20 protein-coding genes are annotated in these 20,770 nt (G+C 63.2%); 11 read left to right on the forward strand and 9 right to left on the reverse strand.

What is annotated here, in order from left to right; translation table 11 throughout:
* Positions 1–31 precede the first annotated feature (31 nt).
* On the reverse strand, positions 32–1,093 hold the full coding sequence (locus BR78_RS0109860; protein ID WP_025561167.1) for a M48 family metallopeptidase: 1,062 nt from the start codon (positions 1,091–1,093) through the stop codon (positions 32–34).
* Positions 1,094–1,453: 360 nt separating this feature from the next.
* On the opposite strand from BR78_RS0109860, the gene BR78_RS21355 reads away from it, so the two are divergent.
* Both BR78_RS21355 and BR78_RS0109870 read left to right on the forward strand, forming a co-directional pair.
* Positions 1,454–1,675: a hypothetical protein gene (locus BR78_RS21355; protein WP_081855748.1), complete on the forward strand. Its 222-nt coding sequence runs from the start codon at positions 1,454–1,456 to the stop codon at positions 1,673–1,675.
* A gap of 224 nt (positions 1,676–1,899) precedes the next feature.
* Positions 1,900–2,664: a metallophosphoesterase family protein gene (locus tag BR78_RS0109870; protein WP_025561169.1), complete on the forward strand. Its 765-nt coding sequence runs from the start codon at positions 1,900–1,902 to the stop codon at positions 2,662–2,664.
* A gap of 36 nt (positions 2,665–2,700) precedes the next feature.
* Here BR78_RS0109870 and BR78_RS0109875 read toward each other — a convergent pair whose 3' ends face one another.
* Both BR78_RS0109875 and rpsU read right to left on the reverse strand, forming a co-directional pair.
* Complete coding sequence (locus tag BR78_RS0109875) at positions 2,701–3,324, reverse strand: FKBP-type peptidyl-prolyl cis-trans isomerase (RefSeq protein WP_025561170.1); 624 nt, start codon at positions 3,322–3,324, stop codon at positions 2,701–2,703.
* Positions 3,325–3,412: 88 nt separating this feature from the next.
* Positions 3,413–3,619 carry a 30S ribosomal protein S21 gene (gene rpsU / locus BR78_RS0109880; RefSeq protein ID WP_019368605.1) on the reverse strand — a complete coding sequence of 69 codons (207 nt, stop codon included), beginning with the start codon at positions 3,617–3,619 and terminating at the stop codon, positions 3,413–3,415.
* Positions 3,620–4,199: 580 nt separating this feature from the next.
* Here rpsU and BR78_RS0109890 point away from each other — a divergent pair.
* Positions 4,200–4,601, forward strand: coding sequence for a hypothetical protein (locus BR78_RS0109890; protein ID WP_029724396.1), 402 nt, complete (start codon positions 4,200–4,202; stop codon positions 4,599–4,601).
* Positions 4,602–4,667: 66 nt separating this feature from the next.
* Here BR78_RS0109890 and BR78_RS0109895 read toward each other — a convergent pair whose 3' ends face one another.
* Genes BR78_RS0109895 through BR78_RS0109920 form a run of 6 tightly spaced genes read right to left on the reverse strand, consistent with a single transcriptional unit; the run spans position 4,668 to position 9,560 of the window.
* Positions 4,668–5,192 carry a GNAT family N-acetyltransferase gene (locus tag BR78_RS0109895; RefSeq protein WP_029724397.1) on the reverse strand — a complete coding sequence of 175 codons (525 nt, stop codon included), beginning with the start codon at positions 5,190–5,192 and terminating at the stop codon, positions 4,668–4,670.
* The gene (locus BR78_RS0109900; protein WP_029724398.1) at positions 5,189–5,917 is read right to left on the reverse strand and encodes a sugar transferase; all 729 of its coding nucleotides are present in this window, start codon (positions 5,915–5,917) and stop codon (positions 5,189–5,191) included. The genes BR78_RS0109895 and BR78_RS0109900 overlap by 4 nt, the downstream gene beginning before the upstream one ends.
* Entirely contained in the window at positions 5,910–6,836 is a 927-nt protein-coding gene (locus BR78_RS0109905; protein WP_029936367.1) for a transketolase family protein, read from the reverse strand. Before BR78_RS0109905 ends, BR78_RS0109900 begins: the two co-directional genes overlap by 8 nt.
* On the reverse strand, positions 6,829–7,680 hold the full coding sequence (locus BR78_RS0109910) for a transketolase (protein ID WP_029936368.1): 852 nt from the start codon (positions 7,678–7,680) through the stop codon (positions 6,829–6,831). Before BR78_RS0109910 ends, BR78_RS0109905 begins: the two co-directional genes overlap by 8 nt.
* Positions 7,680–8,438, reverse strand: a complete 759-nt coding sequence (locus BR78_RS0109915; protein WP_029724401.1) for a class I SAM-dependent methyltransferase — start codon at positions 8,436–8,438, stop codon at positions 7,680–7,682. The genes BR78_RS0109910 and BR78_RS0109915 overlap by 1 nt, the downstream gene beginning before the upstream one ends.
* Positions 8,439–8,450: 12 nt before the next feature.
* Positions 8,451–9,560 carry a DegT/DnrJ/EryC1/StrS family aminotransferase gene (locus BR78_RS0109920; protein ID WP_029936369.1) on the reverse strand — a complete coding sequence of 370 codons (1,110 nt, stop codon included), beginning with the start codon at positions 9,558–9,560 and terminating at the stop codon, positions 8,451–8,453.
* 255 nt (positions 9,561–9,815) lie between these two features.
* Between BR78_RS0109920 and BR78_RS0109925 the strand changes: the two genes are divergently transcribed.
* The 8 genes from BR78_RS0109925 to BR78_RS0109960 all read left to right on the forward strand — a co-directional run bounded on the left by BR78_RS0109925 (position 9,816) and on the right by BR78_RS0109960 (position 20,669).
* A complete protein-coding gene (locus tag BR78_RS0109925; RefSeq protein ID WP_197021344.1) occupies positions 9,816–10,982 on the forward strand; it encodes a glycosyltransferase family 4 protein in 1,167 nt (388 codons plus the stop codon).
* Between the two features lie 154 nt (positions 10,983–11,136).
* Positions 11,137–12,588 (forward strand): lipopolysaccharide biosynthesis protein, encoded by a 1,452-nt coding sequence (locus BR78_RS0109930; RefSeq protein ID WP_029724404.1) that lies wholly within the window; start codon positions 11,137–11,139, stop codon positions 12,586–12,588.
* Positions 12,585–13,994 carry a hypothetical protein gene (locus tag BR78_RS0109935; RefSeq protein ID WP_029936371.1) on the forward strand — a complete coding sequence of 470 codons (1,410 nt, stop codon included), beginning with the start codon at positions 12,585–12,587 and terminating at the stop codon, positions 13,992–13,994. The genes BR78_RS0109930 and BR78_RS0109935 overlap by 4 nt, the downstream gene beginning before the upstream one ends.
* A gap of 1 nt (position 13,995) precedes the next feature.
* The gene (locus tag BR78_RS0109940) at positions 13,996–15,009 is read left to right on the forward strand and encodes a glycosyltransferase family 1 protein (RefSeq protein ID WP_029936372.1); all 1,014 of its coding nucleotides are present in this window, start codon (positions 13,996–13,998) and stop codon (positions 15,007–15,009) included.
* A 164-nt stretch (positions 15,010–15,173) separates the two neighbouring features.
* Positions 15,174–16,316, forward strand: a complete 1,143-nt coding sequence (gene wecB, locus BR78_RS0109945) for a non-hydrolyzing UDP-N-acetylglucosamine 2-epimerase (RefSeq protein WP_025561097.1) — start codon at positions 15,174–15,176, stop codon at positions 16,314–16,316.
* Positions 16,317–16,399: 83 nt separating this feature from the next.
* Positions 16,400–17,314, forward strand: coding sequence for an NAD-dependent epimerase/dehydratase family protein (locus BR78_RS0109950; RefSeq protein ID WP_025561098.1), 915 nt, complete (start codon positions 16,400–16,402; stop codon positions 17,312–17,314).
* A gap of 5 nt (positions 17,315–17,319) precedes the next feature.
* Positions 17,320–18,528 (forward strand): nucleotide sugar dehydrogenase, encoded by a 1,209-nt coding sequence (locus tag BR78_RS0109955; RefSeq protein WP_025561099.1) that lies wholly within the window; start codon positions 17,320–17,322, stop codon positions 18,526–18,528.
* Positions 18,529–18,689: 161 nt separating this feature from the next.
* A complete protein-coding gene (locus tag BR78_RS0109960; protein WP_037566442.1) occupies positions 18,690–20,669 on the forward strand; it encodes a nucleoside-diphosphate sugar epimerase/dehydratase in 1,980 nt (659 codons plus the stop codon).
* Positions 20,670–20,770: the final 101 nt, after the last annotated feature.

Consider the following 20,770-nt stretch of genomic DNA (forward strand, 5'->3'; position numbering starts at 1 on the left):
CGTTCCGAAAGCCTCGATCAAGCCGACGCCCTCAGCGGTGCCGGATCAGCAAGGACTGCCAGTCGCCGCTGAGCGGCTGGCTCCGCTCGGCGATCACACCCGGGACCATCGGCCGTGCCGAAACCGTCTCGAGCTTTGCGATCTCCGCCTCCAGCGTCGCGACGCGATCGCGCCAATGGGGGTGCGATCGGCTGCGGAAGATGCCGCCCGCCTTGCTCGGCCCGAAACGATTCCAGAAGTCGATCGCCGCGCGCGGCGGATAACCCGCATTGGCGAGCAGATAGACCGACAGCAGATCGGCCTGAAGTTCGGTCTGGCGGAAATACTTCACATTGGCGCCGAAGCCCGAGAGCATGCCGAAATCCACGCCTCGCGCCTCGAGCCGATCGCGGTGGTGCAATATATTGTGCGAGAATTCGTGTGCGACCGCCGCAGCGGCCTGGTCGGGCGTATATTCTTCGATGAACTGCGAGCTGATCTGCACCATCGTACCGTCGGCCCGGGCATTGTAACCGCTGCTCAGCAGCAGCTCGAAACGCGAGCGGCAGGCCGGCACCGGCTGGACCGTAAGCTTGATCGGCGCCCCCGCCCGAATCGCCTCGACCTCGACCGCCGCGGCGGGAGGCAGGTCCGCGATCGCGAGCTGCGCCGCGACGAGTCGCTGCGTCGTCTCCGGTTTCCCGGGCAGCGCCGCAAGGTCCACCGGCCCCACCCGCACGAGCGAGTCGTCCTGGCGGATGCCTGCGCGGTCGGCGGGACTGCCGGCTACGACGCCTTCGACCGCGACCGGGGTAGCGAATCCGAAATGCACCTGCGCCGCAGTGCGGGAGGCCGAATCGAACTGATCGAGCGTGTGCAGCTGCAGCCCCAGCCCGGGCTCGAGCCGGTCGCAGAGAGGAGCGTTGGCCACGGACAGGCGCCAGCCGATCGTCGCGAGCTTGAGGTCCGCGGCCCTGACGGCCTCGAAAGTCTCGCGATTCTCGCTGGCACCGGCCCATGCAGGGAGGGCCCCGGGGAGCAGAAGGAAGCCCGAGGCAGCCCAAAAAAGGCTTCGGACGAGGCGCCGGAAAATGCGGCCAGGCAAGTGAACCATGACTCCTTTAGCCGCGCCCGCTCTGCAATCACAATGCGTTATCCCTGCATGCCGGCGATGCCGCTGCCGAGGAATCGCCCGTAACTCGTGGTATTCCCCTAGAAATCGCCACCGCAATTGGCTCACTTTTCGTTAACCCCCTTGGCACTATTGCTGTGCCGCGTTATAGAAATGCACGCGCTCGCAGCACGGGTCCTGGTTGTGAGCAAAGAGTTCGGGTCAACCGGACCAGTGTTGCGTTCAGGCAACGGCAGAGCTAAGTTTGTCGTGAGCTTGGATTTTGAGGTGTTGCCGTCGGTGTGCTCCTATGCCATAGGACTGCCCGACGAGAGCACCGGAGCTCGAAGAGGGAGTAGAATGATGTTGTCAAAGCTTCTTACGGCGGCTGCGGTCGTTACCATGGCTGCCACCCCGGTTGTGGCGGCTCCGGCCTCCAAGCTGTCGCTTTCGCGCGCCTCGACGGCGAGCGAAAAGGATAGCGAACTGGCTCCTGCAGTGATCATCGGCGTGCTTGCCACTGCCGCGATCATCGGTGGCGCGATTGCGCTCGCCAACAACGACGACGATCCCGACAGCAACTAAGCCGTTCGGATCTTCCGGAATTACGAGTGGCGGCCCAAAAGGCCGCCACTTTTGTTTGTGCATGCTATAACGGAGGAGCGCTTCTCGCGCGCCCACCTGAGCAGCCTCTCCCTGCCGCGGAGCGCCTGCCTCCGTCGCGCGACGATCTCCGCGCGACCATAAAGCTTGGATACATTCGCGCAGTGCAATAGGACGCGGCGAGTGGCTTTAGCAAACGCGATATCATGATTGGACAGCTCTTCCGCCGTCGCTCCGCTCCGCCGAGAATCGAGGGGAGCATACCCGCCGGCCAACGCATCTACGCCATCGGCGACGTGCACGGCCGCCTCGACCTTCTCGACACCCTGCTGGGCAGCATCCATGCCGACGATGCGAGGCGCGGCCCTGCGCAGTCGCGCATCATCTTCCTGGGCGACCTAATCGATCGAGGCCCGAGTTCCGCGCAAGTCGTCGACCGCGCGATGGAAATCACGGCCGGGCCGGGAAACTGCCAGTTCCTGCTCGGGAATCATGAGGAAGTGTTCCTCCAGGCGATGGCCGGCGATTTGAAGGCGCTCGCTTTCTTCGTCCGCATCGGCGGACGCGAAACCATCCTGAGCTACGGCATCTCGGAAACTGAGTATCGCGACTCCGACTATCCTGCACTTCATGCGCTGTTGGTCGAACGAGTGCCCGAATCGCACATCGCCTTTCTGAACAGCTTCGAGGACCTGATCGTCGTCGGCGACTTCGCATTCGTCCATGCCGGCGTGAAGCCGGGACAGGCGCTGGCGGATCAGCGCACGAGCGACCTCCGCTGGATCCGCCGCGAGTTCCTCGACCATAATGACGGATTCGAAAAGATCATCGTCCACGGCCACACGATCACCGAGCAAGTCGAGGTTCGATCGCATCGAATTGGCCTGGATACAGGCGCCTATTCGAGCGGGAAGCTGACCGCGATGGGCTTCGAGGGTGCAGAGCGGTGGGTATTGGACACCGCCGGCTGAAACGAAAAACCCCGGCCGAAGCCGGGGTAGGCGCACTTACTGGCCGGGAGCGCCCTGCGGGGGCGGACCACCGGGAGCGCCGCCCTGCTGTTGTTGCTGCTGTTGCTGCATCATCTGCTGCATCATCATCTGCTGGATGACCGCGGCAGGAACGACTTCGCTCATCTCTACATCGAAGATCAGCACCTTGTCCGCCAACTCGGCCCCGGGGCCCTGCGCGCCGGGCTCGGCGCCGTAGCCAAGGTTGGGCGGCAGCCAGAAGCGGAACTTCGACCCCTTGTTCATCAGCTTCACGCCTTCGGTGAAGCCCGGGATCATCGGCTGGCCGACCTGGAAGCGCATCGGCGCGGCAGGCTGGAACTCGCTGCCGTCGCGCAGCGTGCCGTGAATCTGCAGCGAGACGCCGTCCTGCTCCTTCGCGATCGGGCCCTCGCCCGCCTTGAGCACCTGATATTGCAGCCCCGACGCCGTGGTCTGGATGCCCGTCTGGCCCTTGTGCCACGCGAGGAACTGATCGTTGGGCAGCTTGGCCGCGACCTGCTCGCGCGTGCCCAGCCAGGCGAGGCCGGCGGCCAGCGCAATCGCCAGCAACACGCCGATCCACAGCCAGACCTTATAAGCCCGCTTGACGGGCTGGAGCGGAACGGCGGTCACGGACATCGAGTCATCCCCAAATCGGCGTTCCGCCGCTTAACTTCGCATTTTTCCCGCGAATCGTGAAAGAAAATTGCGCCGAAGCGCAGGATTCTTACCGTGCGCTGTCGCGCTCCACGCGCTTCCGCTCGAGCTTCCGCGCGCGGCGGACAGCGGCGGCACGCTCACGAGCGCGCTTCTCGCTGGGCTTCTCATAGTGACGGCGGAGCTTCATCTCGCGATAGACGCCCTCACGCTGCAGCTTCTTCTTGAGCGCGCGCAGCGCCTGGTCGACGTTATTGTCGCGAACGATGATTTGCATAAGGCCGTACAGCTCCGATCTCGATACAATAGAATAGGGTTCGCCGGAGCGCAGGCTGCGGCGTTATCGGGGCCACCTAACAGCGCGAATCCAATTTTTCAAGGTCCGAAGCGGCGTCCCGGCGTGAATCCGGGCCCGATACCGCCTCGCAAGTGTGGCCCCTAGGCAACAGCGCGTCGCATTTACATCGCGACGACGATCCTGGAATCCACGAGCTGGCCGCGGATTTCTTGCCGAATCGCGGCTTCGCGGGAACTCCGCGTCAGCCGCACTCAGCCTCGAACGCTGCACGGACGGGATCATATTCGAGGAGCGGAGCGTGCGAAGCATATTTGCGCGAACGTATCTGCCGAGGCGACGGCTGGCGGCGAAGGAGGCGGAGCCAGTTGAGCGACACGAGAGGTCTCCTTGAAGGAAGGCCATCCTGTCCCGATCTGCGGTTGCGCGCCAATCCGGAGCTTTGCCCTAAGGTGTTCTGCCTAGGATTGGGACGGCGGCGGGCTTGCTGAAAAAACCGCGGCTGGCATCCGTGCAGTCGCGGCCCTTTTGCCGCACTGTCAAACGCGCTAGAGGCGTCGGCATGCGCAATCTCCCCGCCTTCCGTTGCCGATCGTCCGTCGCCGCGACGTTGCGCTTCGGCGCTGTCGCGCTGGCGCTCTGCGTGGCAGCTCCCGCGCTGGCGCAGGACCTCAGCGGCCAGGACGATGAGATTGCGGCACCCTATGCCGAGCAGCCCGCCGCTTCGGTAACCTCACCGAAAATCAGCGACAAGAACGACAAGAAGACGGGCGAGCGGCAAGCGCGCGACGCAGTGGAGGGCATCGAACCGATGGCGCGGATCAACAACCGCATTCCCAATCGTATCCCGAACCGCATCCAGAACCGGATCGATCGCGACTTTCGTGGCATCGGCACTGCCACGGCCGCTTCCGCCGCGGCACAATCCGCGGCGCGCCGGTCAAATGCGCAGGGCAGGCCCTGAAGGCCAATCTAGCAGTGACAACAAGTGGAGCCTCGAAGGTTCGCGGCGGAGCGACAGCGCCGCGCCTCAGGTGAGGACGAAGCGGCCAAGCAAACCAAGCCCCAACGGCCGGGTCCGCTCCCCTCGACCGATCAATTCATAACCGCAGGCCTCGATCACTTTGATCGACGCCGTATTGTCGTCGTCGACGACGTACCACATCCGCTCGAACTGCCCCGCCCACTCGGCGTGGATCGCGGCTATCGCCGCTCGGGCGAGACCGCGCCCTCGATCCGCCTCTTCAGTCCAGGTGTCGCCGATCTGCAGATCGGTGCGCCGCATGAACGGAAACCGATACCAGCGCGGCGTCACCAGCGAACGATGCGCCAGGCGCTCCCCTTCGCGGATCATCAGCACGCCGGCATTACGATTGGCGAACAGGCGCAACCGATCGAACAGCCACCAGATGCTGAAGACCCTGCCCGTCAGCGGCGCGCCCGGTCGTCCGTCGCGCGCGGGCCGCCAGGTGTGCACCGTATATCCCTCGGGCAGTGACGCCGCGCAGCGCAGCGGGGCGCCGGCGTCGATCCGGTAGAAGCGCTCGAGGCTCAAGCCGCGCCCGCGATCGCGGCTCCGGGAGGCTGACCTTCGGGCAAGGGCGCCCGCCGGCGGCACACTTCGATCAGCTCCGGATCGACGTTCAGGCGCGTGAGGATGTCGATCACCCCGTCGAGCGCGCGCTGCTTCGAGACAATCGCCACCCCCGTCAGCCAGACGATCCGCATGTCGAGCAGCACCGAGCTATTGGCGATATAGACTAGCCCAAGCCGGCTCTTCCACGGCCGGATGATGCGATTGTACAGGCCGTCGGCGTCGTCGCTGCCCGCGAGGATCTGCCCCTCGTCGGAGAAGACGATCGACGCGAGATCGGTGATGCCGGGACGCACCGAGAGCAGGTGCATTTCAGCGGGCGTGTAGAGGTCGACGCCGTGCGCGCGGGTGTTGGGGCGCGGGCCGACTACGCTCATGTCGCCCATCAGCACGTTCCAGAACTGCGAGAGCTCGTCGAGCTTGAAGCGGCGGATGAAGTGGCCGACGCGCGTGATGCGGTTGTCGGTCGCCGAGGTCGAGGTGACGCCGGTCTTGTCGGCGTTGATCCGCATCGAGCGGATCTTGATCATCACGAAATCGCCGTTGCCCCGCGCGACCCGCGTCGCCTTGTAGAGCGGCGAGTGCCGGTCCTGCCACCAGACCAGGAACAAGGCGGTCAGCATCACCGGCGCGCTCGCGAGCAGCACCAGCACCGAGAAGACGATGTCGAACAGTCGCTTAGCCATTGCGGTTGAGCCCCTTGCGCGCCGCCGCGACGATCGCGTCAGAATCCATCGCGTAGCGCTTGCGCAGATAGCGCTGGTCGCCGACCACCGACGGGAATTCGTCGTTCAGTCCGATCCGGTGGAAGAAGCGCACCGGAACGCCCGCCTCCAGCACCGCCTCGGCCACGGCGGCGCCGAGTCCGCCGACGATATTATGCTCTTCGACGGTGATCACCACGCCTGTGCGGCCCGCCGCCGCGGTCACGCCCTCGGCGTCGAAAGGCTTGATCGTATGGACGTCGACGATCTGCGCCGCGATGCCCTCTTCCGCGAGCATGTCGGCCGCCTTCAGCGCCTCGCCCAGGATGCCGCCGGTCGCGAAGATCGCCACGTCGCCGCCTTCGCGGACCACTCGGACCTTGCCGAGCACCACGTCCTCGGGTGCCGGGGGAAGCCCGGCCTTGTCCTTGTCGATGCGCAGATAGGTCGGGCCGCCACGCTTGTGTAGCTGCTTGGTCAGCTCGGCCGCCTGCCACGGGTCGGACGGCGCCACCACGGTCATGTTGGGCAGCGCGCGCAGGATCGCGAGATCCTCGGTCGCGAAGTGCGACATGCCGAGCTGGCCGTAGGAGAAGCCACCGCCGACCGACACCGCGGTGACGTTCGCGTCGTGATAGCACACGTCGTTGCGAAGCTGTTCGAGACAGCGCAGCGTCGTGAAATTGGCGATCGAATAAGTGTAGGCGCGCGCGCCTTCCAGCGCCATGCCGCAGGCGACCGCGGTCATGTTCTGCTCGGCGACGCCGGCGTTGAGATACTGGGTCGGCCGGTTCGCGATGAAATCGTTCAGGACCCCGAAGCCGAGATCGCCGTTGACGAGGACGATGCTGGGATCCTGATCTGCGAGCTCGCTCAAGGCGCGGATAAACGCGTCACGCATTGGCGGCAGCCTCCAGCGCGTCGAGCTCGGCCATGGCCGCGTCGAATTCCGCGCCCTGCGGTGAGCGATAGTGCCAGAGCACCTGGTTCTCCATGAACGAAATGCCTTTGCCCTTGACGGTGTCCGCGAGGATCACGCTCGGCTTGCCCGTCTCGAAGGGGATCCGGTCGAACAGATCGTGCAGCACGCCGTGATCATGGCCGTCGACCTGATGCACCGACCAGCCGAATGCCCGCCACTTATCCGCGAACGGCTCGAGATTCATCGTCTCGGAGACCGGCGCAAGGCTCTGGAGCTTGTTGTAGTCGACCACGGCGATCAGGTTATCGAGCTTGTAGTGCGCCGCGAACATGATCGCTTCCCAGTTCGATCCCTCGTCGCATTCGCCGTCGCTCATCACCACGAATACGCGCTGGCCGCCGCCGAGGCGCTTGAGCTGAGTCGCCATGCCGGCGCCGATGCCAAGGCCATGGCCCAAGGAACCGGTCGAGAACTCCACGCCGGGCACGCCCTTGTGCGAGACGTGCCCGGAGAAGATCGAGCCGTTCTTGTAATGCTGGCTCAGCAACTCGGCGGGGAAGAAGCCGCGCTCGGCGAGCGACGCATAGACCCCCGCCCCGGCATGGCCCTTCGACAGGATGAACCGGTCCCGGCCGGGCCATTTCGGGTCCTTGGGATCGACTCGGAGCACGCGTCCGTAGAGCACGCCCATGATGTCGGCCATCGAAAGTGCCGATCCGATGTGCGAGCCGCCGCCCGACTGCGCCATGCGCAGCGCGTGCTTGCGCAGCCGCAGCGCGAATGCCTCGGTATCTACGATATTGGGCAGCGAGGCATCGCTCATCAGTCGAGAACCGCGAACGAGATGTACGGATCGAAGTCGAGCCGCTCGAGCCGAAGCGGGCGCTGCGCATGCTTCTCGAGCATCGCCAGCGTCTCGCCCGGCCAGAGCGGGTTGTCGAGCTCGTCGAACGCCAGCACCGCGCCCTTGGGCATACGCGGCAGGAAATGCTCCAGCGCCACCTTGGTCGGTTCGTAGAGGTCGAAATCCATGAACAGCAGGCTGATCACGAGGTGCGGGTTGTCCTTGACGAACTGCGGGATGGTCTGGATCGCGTCGCCGCGGACCATCTTCACCTTGCCGACATGGCCGATGAAGCGCGTGCTGTCGTAGATGTCGATCAGCTGCGAGAGCTCGTCATGGACGTCGGCGGCGAGATCGCCTTCCTTGACGTGTTGCGAGGTCGCCGAACGGTCCTGCGCGGCGACGCTGGGAAAGCCCTCGAACGTGTCGAAGCCGTAGATGCGGCGGGTAAGATTCACCGGCTCGAGGATAGCCGAGAACTTGGCCCAGCTCATCAGCCCGAAGCCGTGATTGACGCCGCACTCGACGATGGAGCCCTTCACGGGCAGCTGACGCTTGAAGATCTCGTACAGCGCCATGAATCGCGTGAGATTCTGGCGACGGACATATTTCGGGAAATTCTCCATCTTGGTTTCCCAAGTGGAGGGGTTCGCGTCGAACAGGGCGCGATTGCGCGAGCCTTCATTGGCTTCGGCCTCGGTGCGCAACCCGCCCGAGACGTTGATCGGCTTGTCCAAGATGCTCTCCGCTCAGTTCTTGTAGAAAGCGACAACCTGGTCGCAGATATAGTTGACGTCGTCGTCCGACAGCAGGTGATGCATCGGCAGCATCATGTACCGCTTTGACATTTCCTCGGCATAGGGCGCGTCGGCGCACAGGCCTAGATCCTCGAACTGGTGGATCATGTGGCCGCCCCATTGCATGATCGTACCGACGCCCCTGTCGGCGAGGTGCTGGCGCAGCGCATCGCGGCGATCCGACTGGATCTCGTAATTCTGGAAGATGTCGAAGCGGATGTTGTCACTGTCGGGCGCCGGCGGGAGCAGCAGCCCTTCGATCCCGGCGAGCCGCGCCTGGTACAACGCGGCGGCGTGGCGGCGCTTGGCGATCGATTCGTCGTAGCGCTTGAGCTTCAGGTGCAGGATCGCCGCCTGGATATTGTCGAGCCGGCCATTGATGCCGAAGCGATGGACCTTGCCGTCGCTGCCGCGACCGTGGTCGCGCAATTCCTTCGCCTGCTCCGCAAGGTCGTCGCTGTCGACGATCAGCGCGCCGCCGTCGCCGAAGCAACCCAGCGTCTTGGCGGGGAAGAAGCTGAACGAGCCCGCGACGCCGAAGGTGCCCGCCTGGCGGCCGCGATATTTCGCACCCATCGCCTGACAGCTGTCCTCGACGATCTTGAGGTTGTGCTCGGCGGCGAAGGCCTCGACGGCATCCATGTCGCAGGTACGGCCGTTGAGCTGGACGGGCATGATCGCCTTGGTCTTGCTCGTCACCACGCGCCGTGCGCTCTCGACGTCGATCATGCTGTCGGGACCGCAGTCGCATAGCACCGGGGTGCCGCCGACCTGATGCACCGCCGAGGCGGTAGCAATGAAGGTGTGGCTGGGGACGATGACTTCGTCGCCGTGGCCGATGCCGGCGAGCGTCAGCGCCATCTTGAGCGCGACCGTCCCGTCCGCCACGCCGATCGCATGCTTGACGCCGAGATAGTCGCCGAGCGCCTGCTCGAACTCGGCGAGATCGCGCTGCATGATATATGCGCCGCGGCTCAAGACATCTTCGAAAGTACTCAGATATTCTTCACGGTGCTCAGCGAATAGCGCCGGATAATTGAAGAAGGGGACGCTCCTGGTCACGGTAAAGCCTCACGACAGAGAATGGCGTGCAGGGGATGTTGCGCCACGAACATGGACGGCCCCCCGATGCGCGGCGGGCGCTAACATACGGGATTTGGCAAGGCAATGGCCGGGAGTACCGCTTGCCGGGCCGCATACGGGCGTCTATGGCGCCCCCGCTTGCACGCAGGCTGGAGCCGCTACGTTCACATGAGAATTATGTATCTGACGCAGTGGTTCGACCCTGAGCCGGGCGTTATTAAAGGCGCTGACTTTGTGCACAGGCTAGAGGCGGAGGGCCATGAGGTAACCGTCGTAACGGGCATTCCCAATTACCCCACGGGCAAGATCTTCCCCGGCTACCGCTTCCGGCTGTACCAGCGCGAGCAGCTGCTTGGTTGCGACGTACGCCGGCTGGCACTCTATCCCAGCCATAGTCGTTCGTCGGCGGGCCGCGCGCTCAACTTCCTGTCCTTCTTCCTGTCGGCCCTGCTGTACGGCCTGTTTCGAGTCGGTCGCTACGACCTCGTCTACGTATATCATCCGCCGATCACCGTCGGCCTCGCTGCGGCGTTGTTCGGTTGGGCGCGTCGACGTCGTTTCATCCTTGAGATTCAGGATCTGTGGCCCGACACTGTGGTGTCGAGCGGGATGAACGGGACCGGCCGGATGGGAGCGTTGCTCACAGCACTTTGCAATTTCACCTATCGGCGCGCGGCGATGATCATCCTCCAGTCGCACGGTATGAAACGGCTGCTGATCGAACGCGGCGTCCCGGCGGAAAAGCTTGCCACCGTTCGCAATTGGTCGGACGCTGCGGCATTGGAGACACCTCCCCTTCCCGACCGAAAGGCCGTGGGCTTCTCCGATCGCTTCACTTTCCTCTACGCGGGCAATTTGGGGCGCGCGCAGGAGCTCGACGCAGTGATCAGGGCAGCCAAGCTGGCCGCCGACCGCGGCGCGGAGCTCGATCTGGCGCTGATCGGCGACGGCATTGATGCCGATGCACTGCGCGCGCTGGCCGCCGAGATCGGCGCCGACAATGTCCGCTTCCTGCCGCGCGTACCGAAATCTGAGATCCGGCGCATCATGGCAGCGGCCGATGCGCTCGTCATCCATCTGGCCGACGAACCGCACCTCGCCTTCACCATTCCGTCCAAGACCCAATTCTATCTTGCGAGCGGCCAGCCGATCCTCGCTGGGATCAGCGGCGAAGCGGCGGAGATCCTGATCGAATCCGGAGCTGCATTGGTCACGCCGCCGGCCGATGTCCAGAAACTCGCCGAGGCGATGGAGCGAATGGCGCGCTGGTCGGCGGACGAACTCCGGCGAGCGGGCGAGGCCGGGCGCGCTTATTATCTTCGCGAACTTGAGTTCGAGCACGGAATGCGCGCCACGCTCGACGTCATCGAGCGCGCGCGCGTCATCCCGGCACTTCAATGACGACGAGCAGGCCGCACATCGCCAGGCGACGCCCCGGCCTTCGCGCGGCTTCGACCGTGGTGCGCAGTGCGGGCGAGCGCGCCGACGGCCCGCTTGCGTCGGCGCGCGCGGCGGCGAGTGACCGGGCGGCCAGACTCACGCCGCGACGGGTCCCATGACGGACGGCTCAGACTTCGGTCGCTTGCTGCAGCTTAACCGACTGGCGTTCCTGAGGAGCCGCTGGGCGGTCAGCGCTTATACCAATGTGCTCGCCACCGCGGCAGTCGCCGTGAGCGGGCTCGCGAACGTGATCGTGCTCGCCCACCATGTCGACCTTGTCCTTTTCGGCGCCATCGGGCTGTCGGTCCTTCTGATGAACGGCATCGCAGCATTCGACGGGATACGGCCCGTGATCATTCTGCGCTGGGCGGACGCCGACGAACCGAAGCACAATCTGTTCGGCTCGGTCCTCCTTTATTCGATGGCGATGGGTGGCGTGGTCGGCGTCGGCGCTCTGCTGATCGCGTGGAACTCGGGCTTCGGCTTCGGCACGGCCGCCATTCTGGGCTGCGCCTGCATGCTGCATTTTCCGGCCTCCGGGATCGCAAGCTTCCTCGATGCGCTCAAGGATACGCTGTACACCGGCACGACACGGTCGCTGGGATGGTGCCTTGTTTATACGATCTTCATGGGGCTTGCCCTGAGCGGTACCGGACTATGGGCCTATCTGAGCGCGCTGGTGCTGTTTCAGCTGGTGCTGATTACCCTGTACTCGCATCGCCTCAGCAGACGCAGCGACGTGAGCATGAGCTTGGCCGAGCGCGATATCGGCCAAATCGTCAGAATCGCGCGCGCCACCGTCGATGTACTCGGGTTCAATCTCGCCGCTGTCGTGCTCGGGGTCGCGGATCGCCTCGCAGTCAACGCCCTGGTCGGCGTCAAGGCCTATGGCTTGTACGCGGGACCTTACGATCTGGCCGTACGCCCGAACGCGATCTTCCGGGTCCTGGCCACGGTTTCGTTGCCGGAGCTCGTACATCGGGGAGCGCGCGCATTTACACGGCAGTGGTGGGTGCTCCTGCTCGTCACCTTCTGGCTCACGAGTTTCGTATCGATCACGACCGCTGCGTTCAGCGAAACGGTGGTCGTGTTCGCGCTCGGAGAGACCTTCCGGGCCAGCGCGACCAGTTTCGGGCTGCTGGTGGGTACGCTGCCTTTCTTCGCGCTAAGCTATTTCGGTGCGGTGCTGTGTCAGGCGACCGGAGAGTTCCGGCTTCAGCGACAGGTCTTCGTATGGGGTGCGCTGGGCTTCATCATCGTGCTGGTGCCACTCGTGCTGCGCTTCGGGTTGGAAGGGGCTGCGCTGGCCGTCGTCCTGGCACGGTTTGTGGATCCTGCGCTGATCGCCTTGCTGCTCAACCGGCTCGGGCTCAAAGTCGCCTATTGGCAGTGCGGCGCAGCGCTTGCGGTGTATCTTCTCGCGCTGTTCCTGGCTCTTGCGGGCCGGCCGCTCGAGGCCGCGGGAGTCGTGCTGTTGCTGAGCGTCCTGCTCGCGCGGTTGCTTTCTTCGCTGAGGCCAGCCAACGCGGAATGCGAGGCTTCGAAGTACGACGGTGAGCTTAAATGAATCGCGTGGCGACGAGATTGACGAGGGCCGCCGTGTCCGCGACCAGGGACGCAGGTACCGGCGACGACGGGGCGACGCCATTCCTGTTGCTCGCATGTGTCCTGATATGGGCGGTGGCGGTAGCCGCGAAGGCATCGGGCCTGGCAGTGCCGACCTATATGCTGTGCCTGACGAGCATCGTCCTGCTGCTCGTCGAGATGTCCCGACGCCTGGGCCTGCTGGACTATCGATCGCTGCTGGTTTTTTCGGGCAGTTTCTATGCCTTCGTTGGAACCACCGACATCCTGTTCGGGAACAACGTCCTATTGTTCAGCAGAGATATCGGGGCATTGAACACATTGGTAGCCACCACCTTTCTCATGGTCTTCGGCCTCGTTTCACTCGGCGGCAGCCCCGAGGCGGAGGCCGAGAGCATTCGCCAGGGCGAACGCGCGCCCATCGCGCCGATCCTCGTCCTGGTCACCGCGACGATGGTGCCCTACCTCTTCTATGTATTGTCGATCTACCAGACTGCGAACTCGCGCGTCGAAGTGCTCGCGGGCAGTTCGGTCGGCTATGCGGCAGTATTGTTCGCCGTATTCACGGGCCTGCTCGTCATCATCTCCGAACTGCGGCAGGATATTTTCCAGGTCCTCGGCTTTCGCAACGTGCAGCGACCCGCCCTGCCCCCGCGCTACCTTGCCGTGGTTCTGGTGGCCGTGCTCGTCCTGATCCTCGCCGTGACGCAATTCATTGTCCTCGGCAATCGCCGCGAGATCATGTCGTTTCTCGTGGCGGCCGCAGTCGCAGCGGGGATGCGGCGTCTGCCGCTGTGGATGCTTCCGGTGGGCGGCGTGCTGATCTGGTTCACCACCGTTTTGCCGTGGCTTCGCCAAGCGCCACTTTCCGAGTGGATGGACATCATCGTCAACTTCTCGACCTATTTCGGGAATCTCGACGTCAGCAACACCGAGCACTACGCTTTCGCCATCGTGGCGGACACCTATTACTCGGCGCCGACTACATCCAACGCACCGACTATGCTCGACGCCTTCGGCACGTTGATCCCGCAGAGCATCTGGCCGAATCGCCCAATGCCTGCAGGCGAGTGGTTCGTCGCGACCTATTATCCGGAGCTGTACCGGATCGGCGGAGGCCTTGCCTACAACCTGCCGATGGAGACGGTGATCAACCTCGGCTTCTTCGGACCGGTGGTCATCCCGGCGGCGATTGCATTGTTTGCGTCTCGCCTGGGCATGCGGCCGAATTCGGCGCTTGTCTGGCGAGCTGCCATCGTTCTCGCGTGGCTGTTTTGGCTTCGATACGATTTCGCGACGCTGCTGAAGAGTCTGGTGCTGGTATTTCCGTTCGTGTTCGCGTGGCTTCTAATACAGCGCTCGGTCGTCACGATTGTGCGTCGCGGCTGATATGGCGCATCCTCTTCGTTTGTTGTTGGTCGGGCCGTTCCGGCGCAGGCGCGTCGGCGGAGTAAAGACGCATGTCGAACGGCTGAGAGCGCAAGCGGTAGCGCTCGGCATCCAGGTACGCACCATTGATCCCAAGAAGTGGGGAGCGCTGCTCTTTCCCGTCTGGGCCGCGACGTCGGACGTGGTCCATCTGCATAGCAGCAACGGCCAGTTGGTACGCGCGATGACGCTTATGGCGCGGGCGCTGCGAGCACGCGTGATAGCGACGGTGCACGCCAACCTCGTCGATCTTTCGACGCGGGATCAACAGGGATTTCTAGCAGCGGCACGCGGAGGAGCTGAGCTTCTTGTCTTGAACCAGAGCAGTGCCGATTTCCTGGTCCATCACGACGTGCCCTTCTCCAGGGTGACCGCCTTCCTGCCCCCGAGCAACGCGGAGCGGGAGGCGAAGCGCGCGGATACCACGCGGCTTCAGGCAATGCTGCGCCGCGTTTCAGCCGACTTCGACGCCGTCTTCATCACATATGTGTACGATGCGAATTATCAGCATAGCGACATCTACGGGATCGACGACCTGCTCGACTTTTTCGGAGAGAATCCGCGATGGGCGCTGATCGTGCTGTGCGGCTGCAACGCCGGAGTCCTAAGCGCGCGCGCCCGTCTGCCGAACGTCATGATCTTCGAAGGCGATGTGACCGTCATCGAAGTCGGGCACCTGAGTAACGGGCTATTGCGCAACTCGCGGACGGATGGAGATTCCCTGTTCGTCCAGGAAGGGCTGTATTGCGGTGCAAGGGTGATCGCAACCAATGTGGTCTCCCGCCCTCATGGGGTGGAGCTTTATCCGTTTGGTGACCATATGCGGCTCGCCGCCGCGCTTCGCCGAGTCATCGCTGAGCCGCGGCCCTCATTGTCGAGCACCGACCGGTTTGATCCGATGGACCTGTACTGTCCGACGCCCGTGGACGATGACGCACCGTGCCGCCGTCTCGACATGCCAAGCGCGTCCGGCTAAGGCATGGCTCGCCGGAACGACGGGTTGACGCAATAGTAGACTTCGCGCATAGGCGCTCCGCAGCGACGGGCACAATTGCCCAATCTTTCTAAGAAGAAAGAAGCGTAAGCGCTAACTGGGGCAGACGAAGCGGCTTAAACCGCCGATTGGGACTTGGTCGACTAGTGAAAATCCTCATAGCTATTGGCACCCGCCCGGAGGCGATTAAGCTCGCACCTTTGGTACACGAGCTTGTCAACCATCCCGAGTTCGATGTTGAAGTGTGCGTAACCGCGCAGCATCGGTCGATGCTTGATCAGGCGCTTGGCCTTTTTGGTATCGTTCCCGATTATGACTTGAATCTGATGGGGCAGAATCAGACGCTGGCAGAGATAGCAGGTCGCATCCTGATCAATTTCGACGACGTGCTTGTCCGATCCCAACCCGATGTGGTGGTGGTTCAGGGCGATACGACGACAACTCTCGCTTGTGCCCTCACGGCTTTTTATCGGCGGATCAAGGTTGCGCATGTCGAAGCGGGCCTGCGGACCGGCCATCGGCATTCACCCTTCCCCGAGGAAATCAACCGGCGGGTCGCCACGGTTCTGTCCGACTGGCATTTCGCTCCTACGGAGCGCAGCGCGATGGCGCTGCGCGCGGAGAATGTGCCGGAATCGGCGATCCATGTCGTCGGCAATACCGTCGTCGACGCACTGCGGATCAAGGCGCAGGAAGTGCGCGACCACGCGGCCGAATTTGAGGAGCGCTTTGCCTTCCTGCCAAAGGAGGCGCGCATGGTGCTCGTCACCTGCCATCGCCGCGAGAATTTCGGAGGCGGACTTGAGAACATCTGCAAGGCGATAGCTGAACTGGGCCGCGCCTATCCCGATACGCACATCGTATATCCCGTGCACCTCAATCCCAATGTCCAGGGGCCGGTAAAGGCGCTGCTGGACGGCCTTGCCAATGTGCATCTGATCGAGCCGCAGGATTATCTGAACTTCATTTGGCTGATGGACCGGGCACATCTGGTACTGACGGATTCTGGTGGCGTACAGGAAGAAGCGCCTGGCCTCGGCACGCCGGCGGTAGTCATGCGGGATCACACGGAGCGCACCGAAGCGATCGATGCGGGCACTGCCGTGCTGGTCGGCAGCGATCCCGCAAGGATCGTCGCTTCCGTGAGCGAACTGCTGGACGATGACGTGGTGTGGCGGCGGATGGCTACCGCCGCCAACCCATTCGGGGACGGCCATAGTTGCGCCCGCATCGCCGAAGTCCTAGTCCGCGACGCCAAGCCCTACCGAGGGGGCGAGGCCCGCTTCTAGATTCGGAGAGCGCAGAGGATAGCTTCTGGAGAGGCTGACTGCTTATCGCGCGTACGAAAGCGCGTTGTTGGAGATTTAAAGGGATGGCACGAATTCTTGTTACGGGCGGGCTGGGCGTCGTTGGAACCCATCTTACCAACTATCTGCGGGGCCAGGGCCATCAGGTCTGGATGCTGGATCGTGCGCACCATCACACGATCGAGTATTTTCGCGCCGATATCGCGCATTACCGGCAGCTCGAGGCAATCTTCGAACAGCAGAAGTTCGATTACGTGTTCAATCTCGCTGCGGAATTCGGCCGCTGGAACGGCGAAGACTTTTACGAGACGCTGTGGATGTCGAACGCCGTCGGCACCAAGAACATCATTCGGCTGCAGGAGCGCTTCGGCTTCCGCCTGATCCATGCGAGCAGCTCGGAAGTCTATGGCGACTATGACGGCGTCATGTACGAGGACGTGCCTTCCAAGACTGCGATTCCGCAGATGAACGACTATGCGATGACCAAGTGGGTCAACGAGATGCAGATCCAGAACTCGGAGAAGATGAACAACACCGAGTCCGTCCGCTTCCGTATCTTCAACACTTATGGTCCGGGCGAATATTACAGCACCTATCGCTCGGTCGTCTGCCGCTTCGTCTATTCGGCGTTGAACGACATCCCCTACACCGTGCATCGCGGCCACACTCGCACCCACACCTATATCGAGGACGCTGCGACCTGGATTGGCCGTATCGCCGACAATTTCGTTCCCGGCGAAGTCTACAACATCGCGGGTTCCGAGCGGACGGACATCGAGACGATTTCGAACATCATCCTGCGCGCGACCAACAAGGACGAGAGCCTGGTCACCTACAAGGATCCCGAGCCGATGACGACGCTCGACAAGGTCGTCGACCGCAAGAAGATGGTCGACGCACTCGGCGATCTCGACGAGGTTCCGTTCGAGGAAGGCATCGAGCGGACGGTCGACTGGATGCGCAAGGTGTACGCGCTGTGAGCACCATGGTCGCAGCGCCCGCGGCGGAGACCGCGGCCAAGCCGTTCGACGTGCTGGTGCTCGGCCTCGGCTATGTCGGGCTGCCGATCGCGATCATGCTCGCGAGCTCGGGCCTGCGAGCGGCCGGCTTCGATGTCGACCGCCGCAAGATGGACATGCTCGGCAACGGGAAGTGCCATATCGACGAGCCGGAGTTCCTCGCGATCTTCGACGACGTCATCCAGAACAAGGATATGCGCTTCCTCGACGCGGTGGCGCCTTCGGACGCCTTCCTGATCGCGGTGCCGACGCCGCTTCGCGAGCAGCGCAAGACGGCCGATCTCACCGCGCTCACCGCGGCGCTCGAGAGCATCGTCCCGCATTTGCGCAAGGGCAATCTGGTCGTCATCAACTCGACCTGTCCGGTGATGACCTGCCGCGAAACTGCGATCCCGATCCTCGAGAAGAGCGGCCTAAAGGTCGATGAGGACTTCCACCTCGCTTATTGCCCCGAGCGTCTCTATCCGGGCAACATCGCCTATGAGATCGTCAACAACGAGCACATCATCGGCGGCCACAATGCGGAAGCCACGACGCGCGCAGCGGCGCTCTACAAGGGCTTCGTGAAGGGCGAACTGGTCCTCACCGACGACGTCACCGCCGAGTTCTGCAAGCTGATCGAGAACACCTATCGCGATGTCAACATCGCGCTGGCGAACGAGCTGCGGACAGTGGCGCATCGCTTCGGCACCGACATCGACAACGCGATCGACATCGCGAACCGCCATCCGCGCGTCAATCTGCTGAAGCCGGGCATCGGCGTCGGCGGTCACTGCCTGCCGATCGATCCCTGGTTCATCGTCGAGATGGCACCGGAGGAAACGCGCCTGATCCCCGAGGCCCGGCGGATCAACGACGAACAGCCGAAGCGTATCGCGGCCGAGGTGCGTCGCGCGGTCGCCGCGAAACGCGACGCTGTCATCGGCTGCTACGGTGTGACCTACAAGCCCGACGTGAACGACGAGCGCGAGAGCCCGGCCTGGGAAATCGTCCATCTGCTGCAGGCTGACGGGTACAATGTTCAGGTCTATGATCCGGTCGTGAATGTCGGTGACTATGCGGATCTGACGGACTTCGTTGCGAAAGTGGATATTCTCGTAGTGCTCGTGGAGCATACACAGTTCACGCGCGCCTTCGCGCAGGGCATCGGCGATAAGCCGGTACTCCGCTTCTAAAAGCCTTGCGAAGCGAGTGGCTTAGTCTCAAGCTAGGCACCTCGTTCCCGCAGAATTCCCCTGATGGGCCTTCAGATCAATTCCATGGCGGGAACGAGAGCGACGGGAGGAAAGGCGCCGATGGAACGGCCAAGTTGCCAGGAGCCGGCGGAGCCAATCAGATGATCATCGAGCGGATTATCGAGCCAGTAGTGGCATTGCCGCGCGCGGTGAAGAAAGTCATCGCGGTCTGCATCGATGCGTCACTATGCCTCCTTGCGGTCTGGCTGGCATTCTATCTCCGCCTCAACGAATGGGTCCCCCTCTCCGACCTGGGTTGGCCGGCCTTGTGGGCCGTGCTGATCGCAATTCCGATCTTCGTGGCGTTCGGCCTCTATCGCGCGGTGTTCCGCTACCTCACCTGGGAAGCGCTGACGCTCATTGCGCAGGCAGTGTTCTTCTACGGCCTGATCTACGCGTCGATCTTCACCGCCTGGGGCATAAATGGCGTTCCGCGCACGATCGGCATCATGCAGCCTGCCCTGCTGCTGATCGCCGTTGCCTCGACGCGTGTCTTCGGCCGATATTGGCTGCTCAGCGGAAATCGCCGTTCGCGCCACCCGTCGATCCGCAAGAATGTGCTGATCTACGGCGCGGGCGCCTCAGGGCGTCAACTTGCCGCGGCCTTCGCCGAGAGTCCGGACACGAAGATCGTCGGCTTTATCGACGACGCGTCAGGCCTGATCGGCAGCCTGGTCGCCGGTATTCGCGTGTGGGGCCCGCGATCGATGATGAGCGTCGTCGAGCAGCTGGAGGTCGCCGAGATCTATCTCGCCATTCCTTCAGCAAGCCAGCACCGCCGCAACCAGATCCTTCAGGACCTTCGCTCGCTGGGTGTGGCGGTACGTACGCTGCCGGGATTGCTCGATATCGCAAACGGACGCGTGTCGGTGAACGACGTTCGCTCGCTTGAAATCGAGGATCTGCTCGGGCGCGAACCGGTGGTCCTGGACCAGCAGCTGCTCCAGAAGAACATTCTCGGGAAAACGGTGCTGGTCACGGGAGCAGGCGGGTCAATCGGCAGCGAATTGTGCCGCCAGATCCTCGCAGTCGGCCCGGCCAAGCTACTCCTGGTCGATTCCAGTGAATTCGCCCTCTATTCGGTACATCGCGACCTTAGCCGCTTCCCGCGCGAGGACGGCAGGGAACACGACCTTGTGCCGCTGCTCGGTTCGGTGATCGATCAAGATCGGATGCAGCGGATCCTGCAGGCCTGGCGTCCGGACACCATTTTTCACGCCGCCGCCTATAAACATGTTCCCCTGGTCGAGCATAATCCGCTGGAAGGCATGCGGAACAATGCGATCGGCACGCTGCGCATGGCCGAACTCGCGGTCCAGGAAGGCGTGAAGAATTTCGTGCTGATCAGCACCGACAAGGCGGTACGTCCCACGAACATCATGGGCGCCACCAAACGCCTGGCCGAACTCGTGCTTCAGGCACTCGCGGCCGAGCAGGCGGCGACATGCTTCTCGATGGTGCGATTCGGCAACGTCCTGGGATCCAGCGGTTCGGTTGTCCCGCTCTTTCGCGAGCAGATCAGGCAAGGCGGTCCGATAACGATCACGCACCCGGAGATCACGCGCTACTTCATGACGATCCCCGAGGCGGCGCAACTCGTGGTTCAGGCAAGCGCGATGGCATCGGGCGGAGAAGTGTTCGTGCTGGATATGGGCCAGCCCGTGCGGATCATCGATCTCGCGCGCAACATGATCGAGCTTTCGGGCCGGTCGGTGCGGTCCGAAGACAATCCACATGGTGACATCGAAATCGCCATCGTCGGCATGCGGCCGGGCGAGAAGCTGTATGAGGAACTGCTGATCGGCAACAACTCCTGCCAGACTTCCCAGCCCCGCATCATGATGGCGAACGAGCACTTTCTCCCCTGGTCGGATCTGAAGCCCAACCTGGAGGAGCTCGACGCGCTGATCGAGGCGGGGAACGTAACCCGGGCACGCGCCCTGCTCTGCACTCTGGTCGCGGAGTACATGCCGAGCAGCGACATCGTCGACTGGATCGCCGCTCTGGGAACCTCCGCTCCGCTTCCGCTTGAAGCCCAGCCCGGTTCCGGCGCATATCAAAGTTCGACGGCGTCATCCTGAGCCGGACGCAACTGTCTGCGATGAAGAACACCGTCTTTTAAGGGGAGAATGAGAGGATGCCTGCTTCCTCGCGCCGAGTGGGCGGCACTTCACAGCGGCGA

It is taken from the genome of Sphingomonas sp. UNC305MFCol5.2, assembly GCF_000712135.1.
Taxonomy (GTDB): domain Bacteria; phylum Pseudomonadota; class Alphaproteobacteria; order Sphingomonadales; family Sphingomonadaceae; genus Sphingomonas.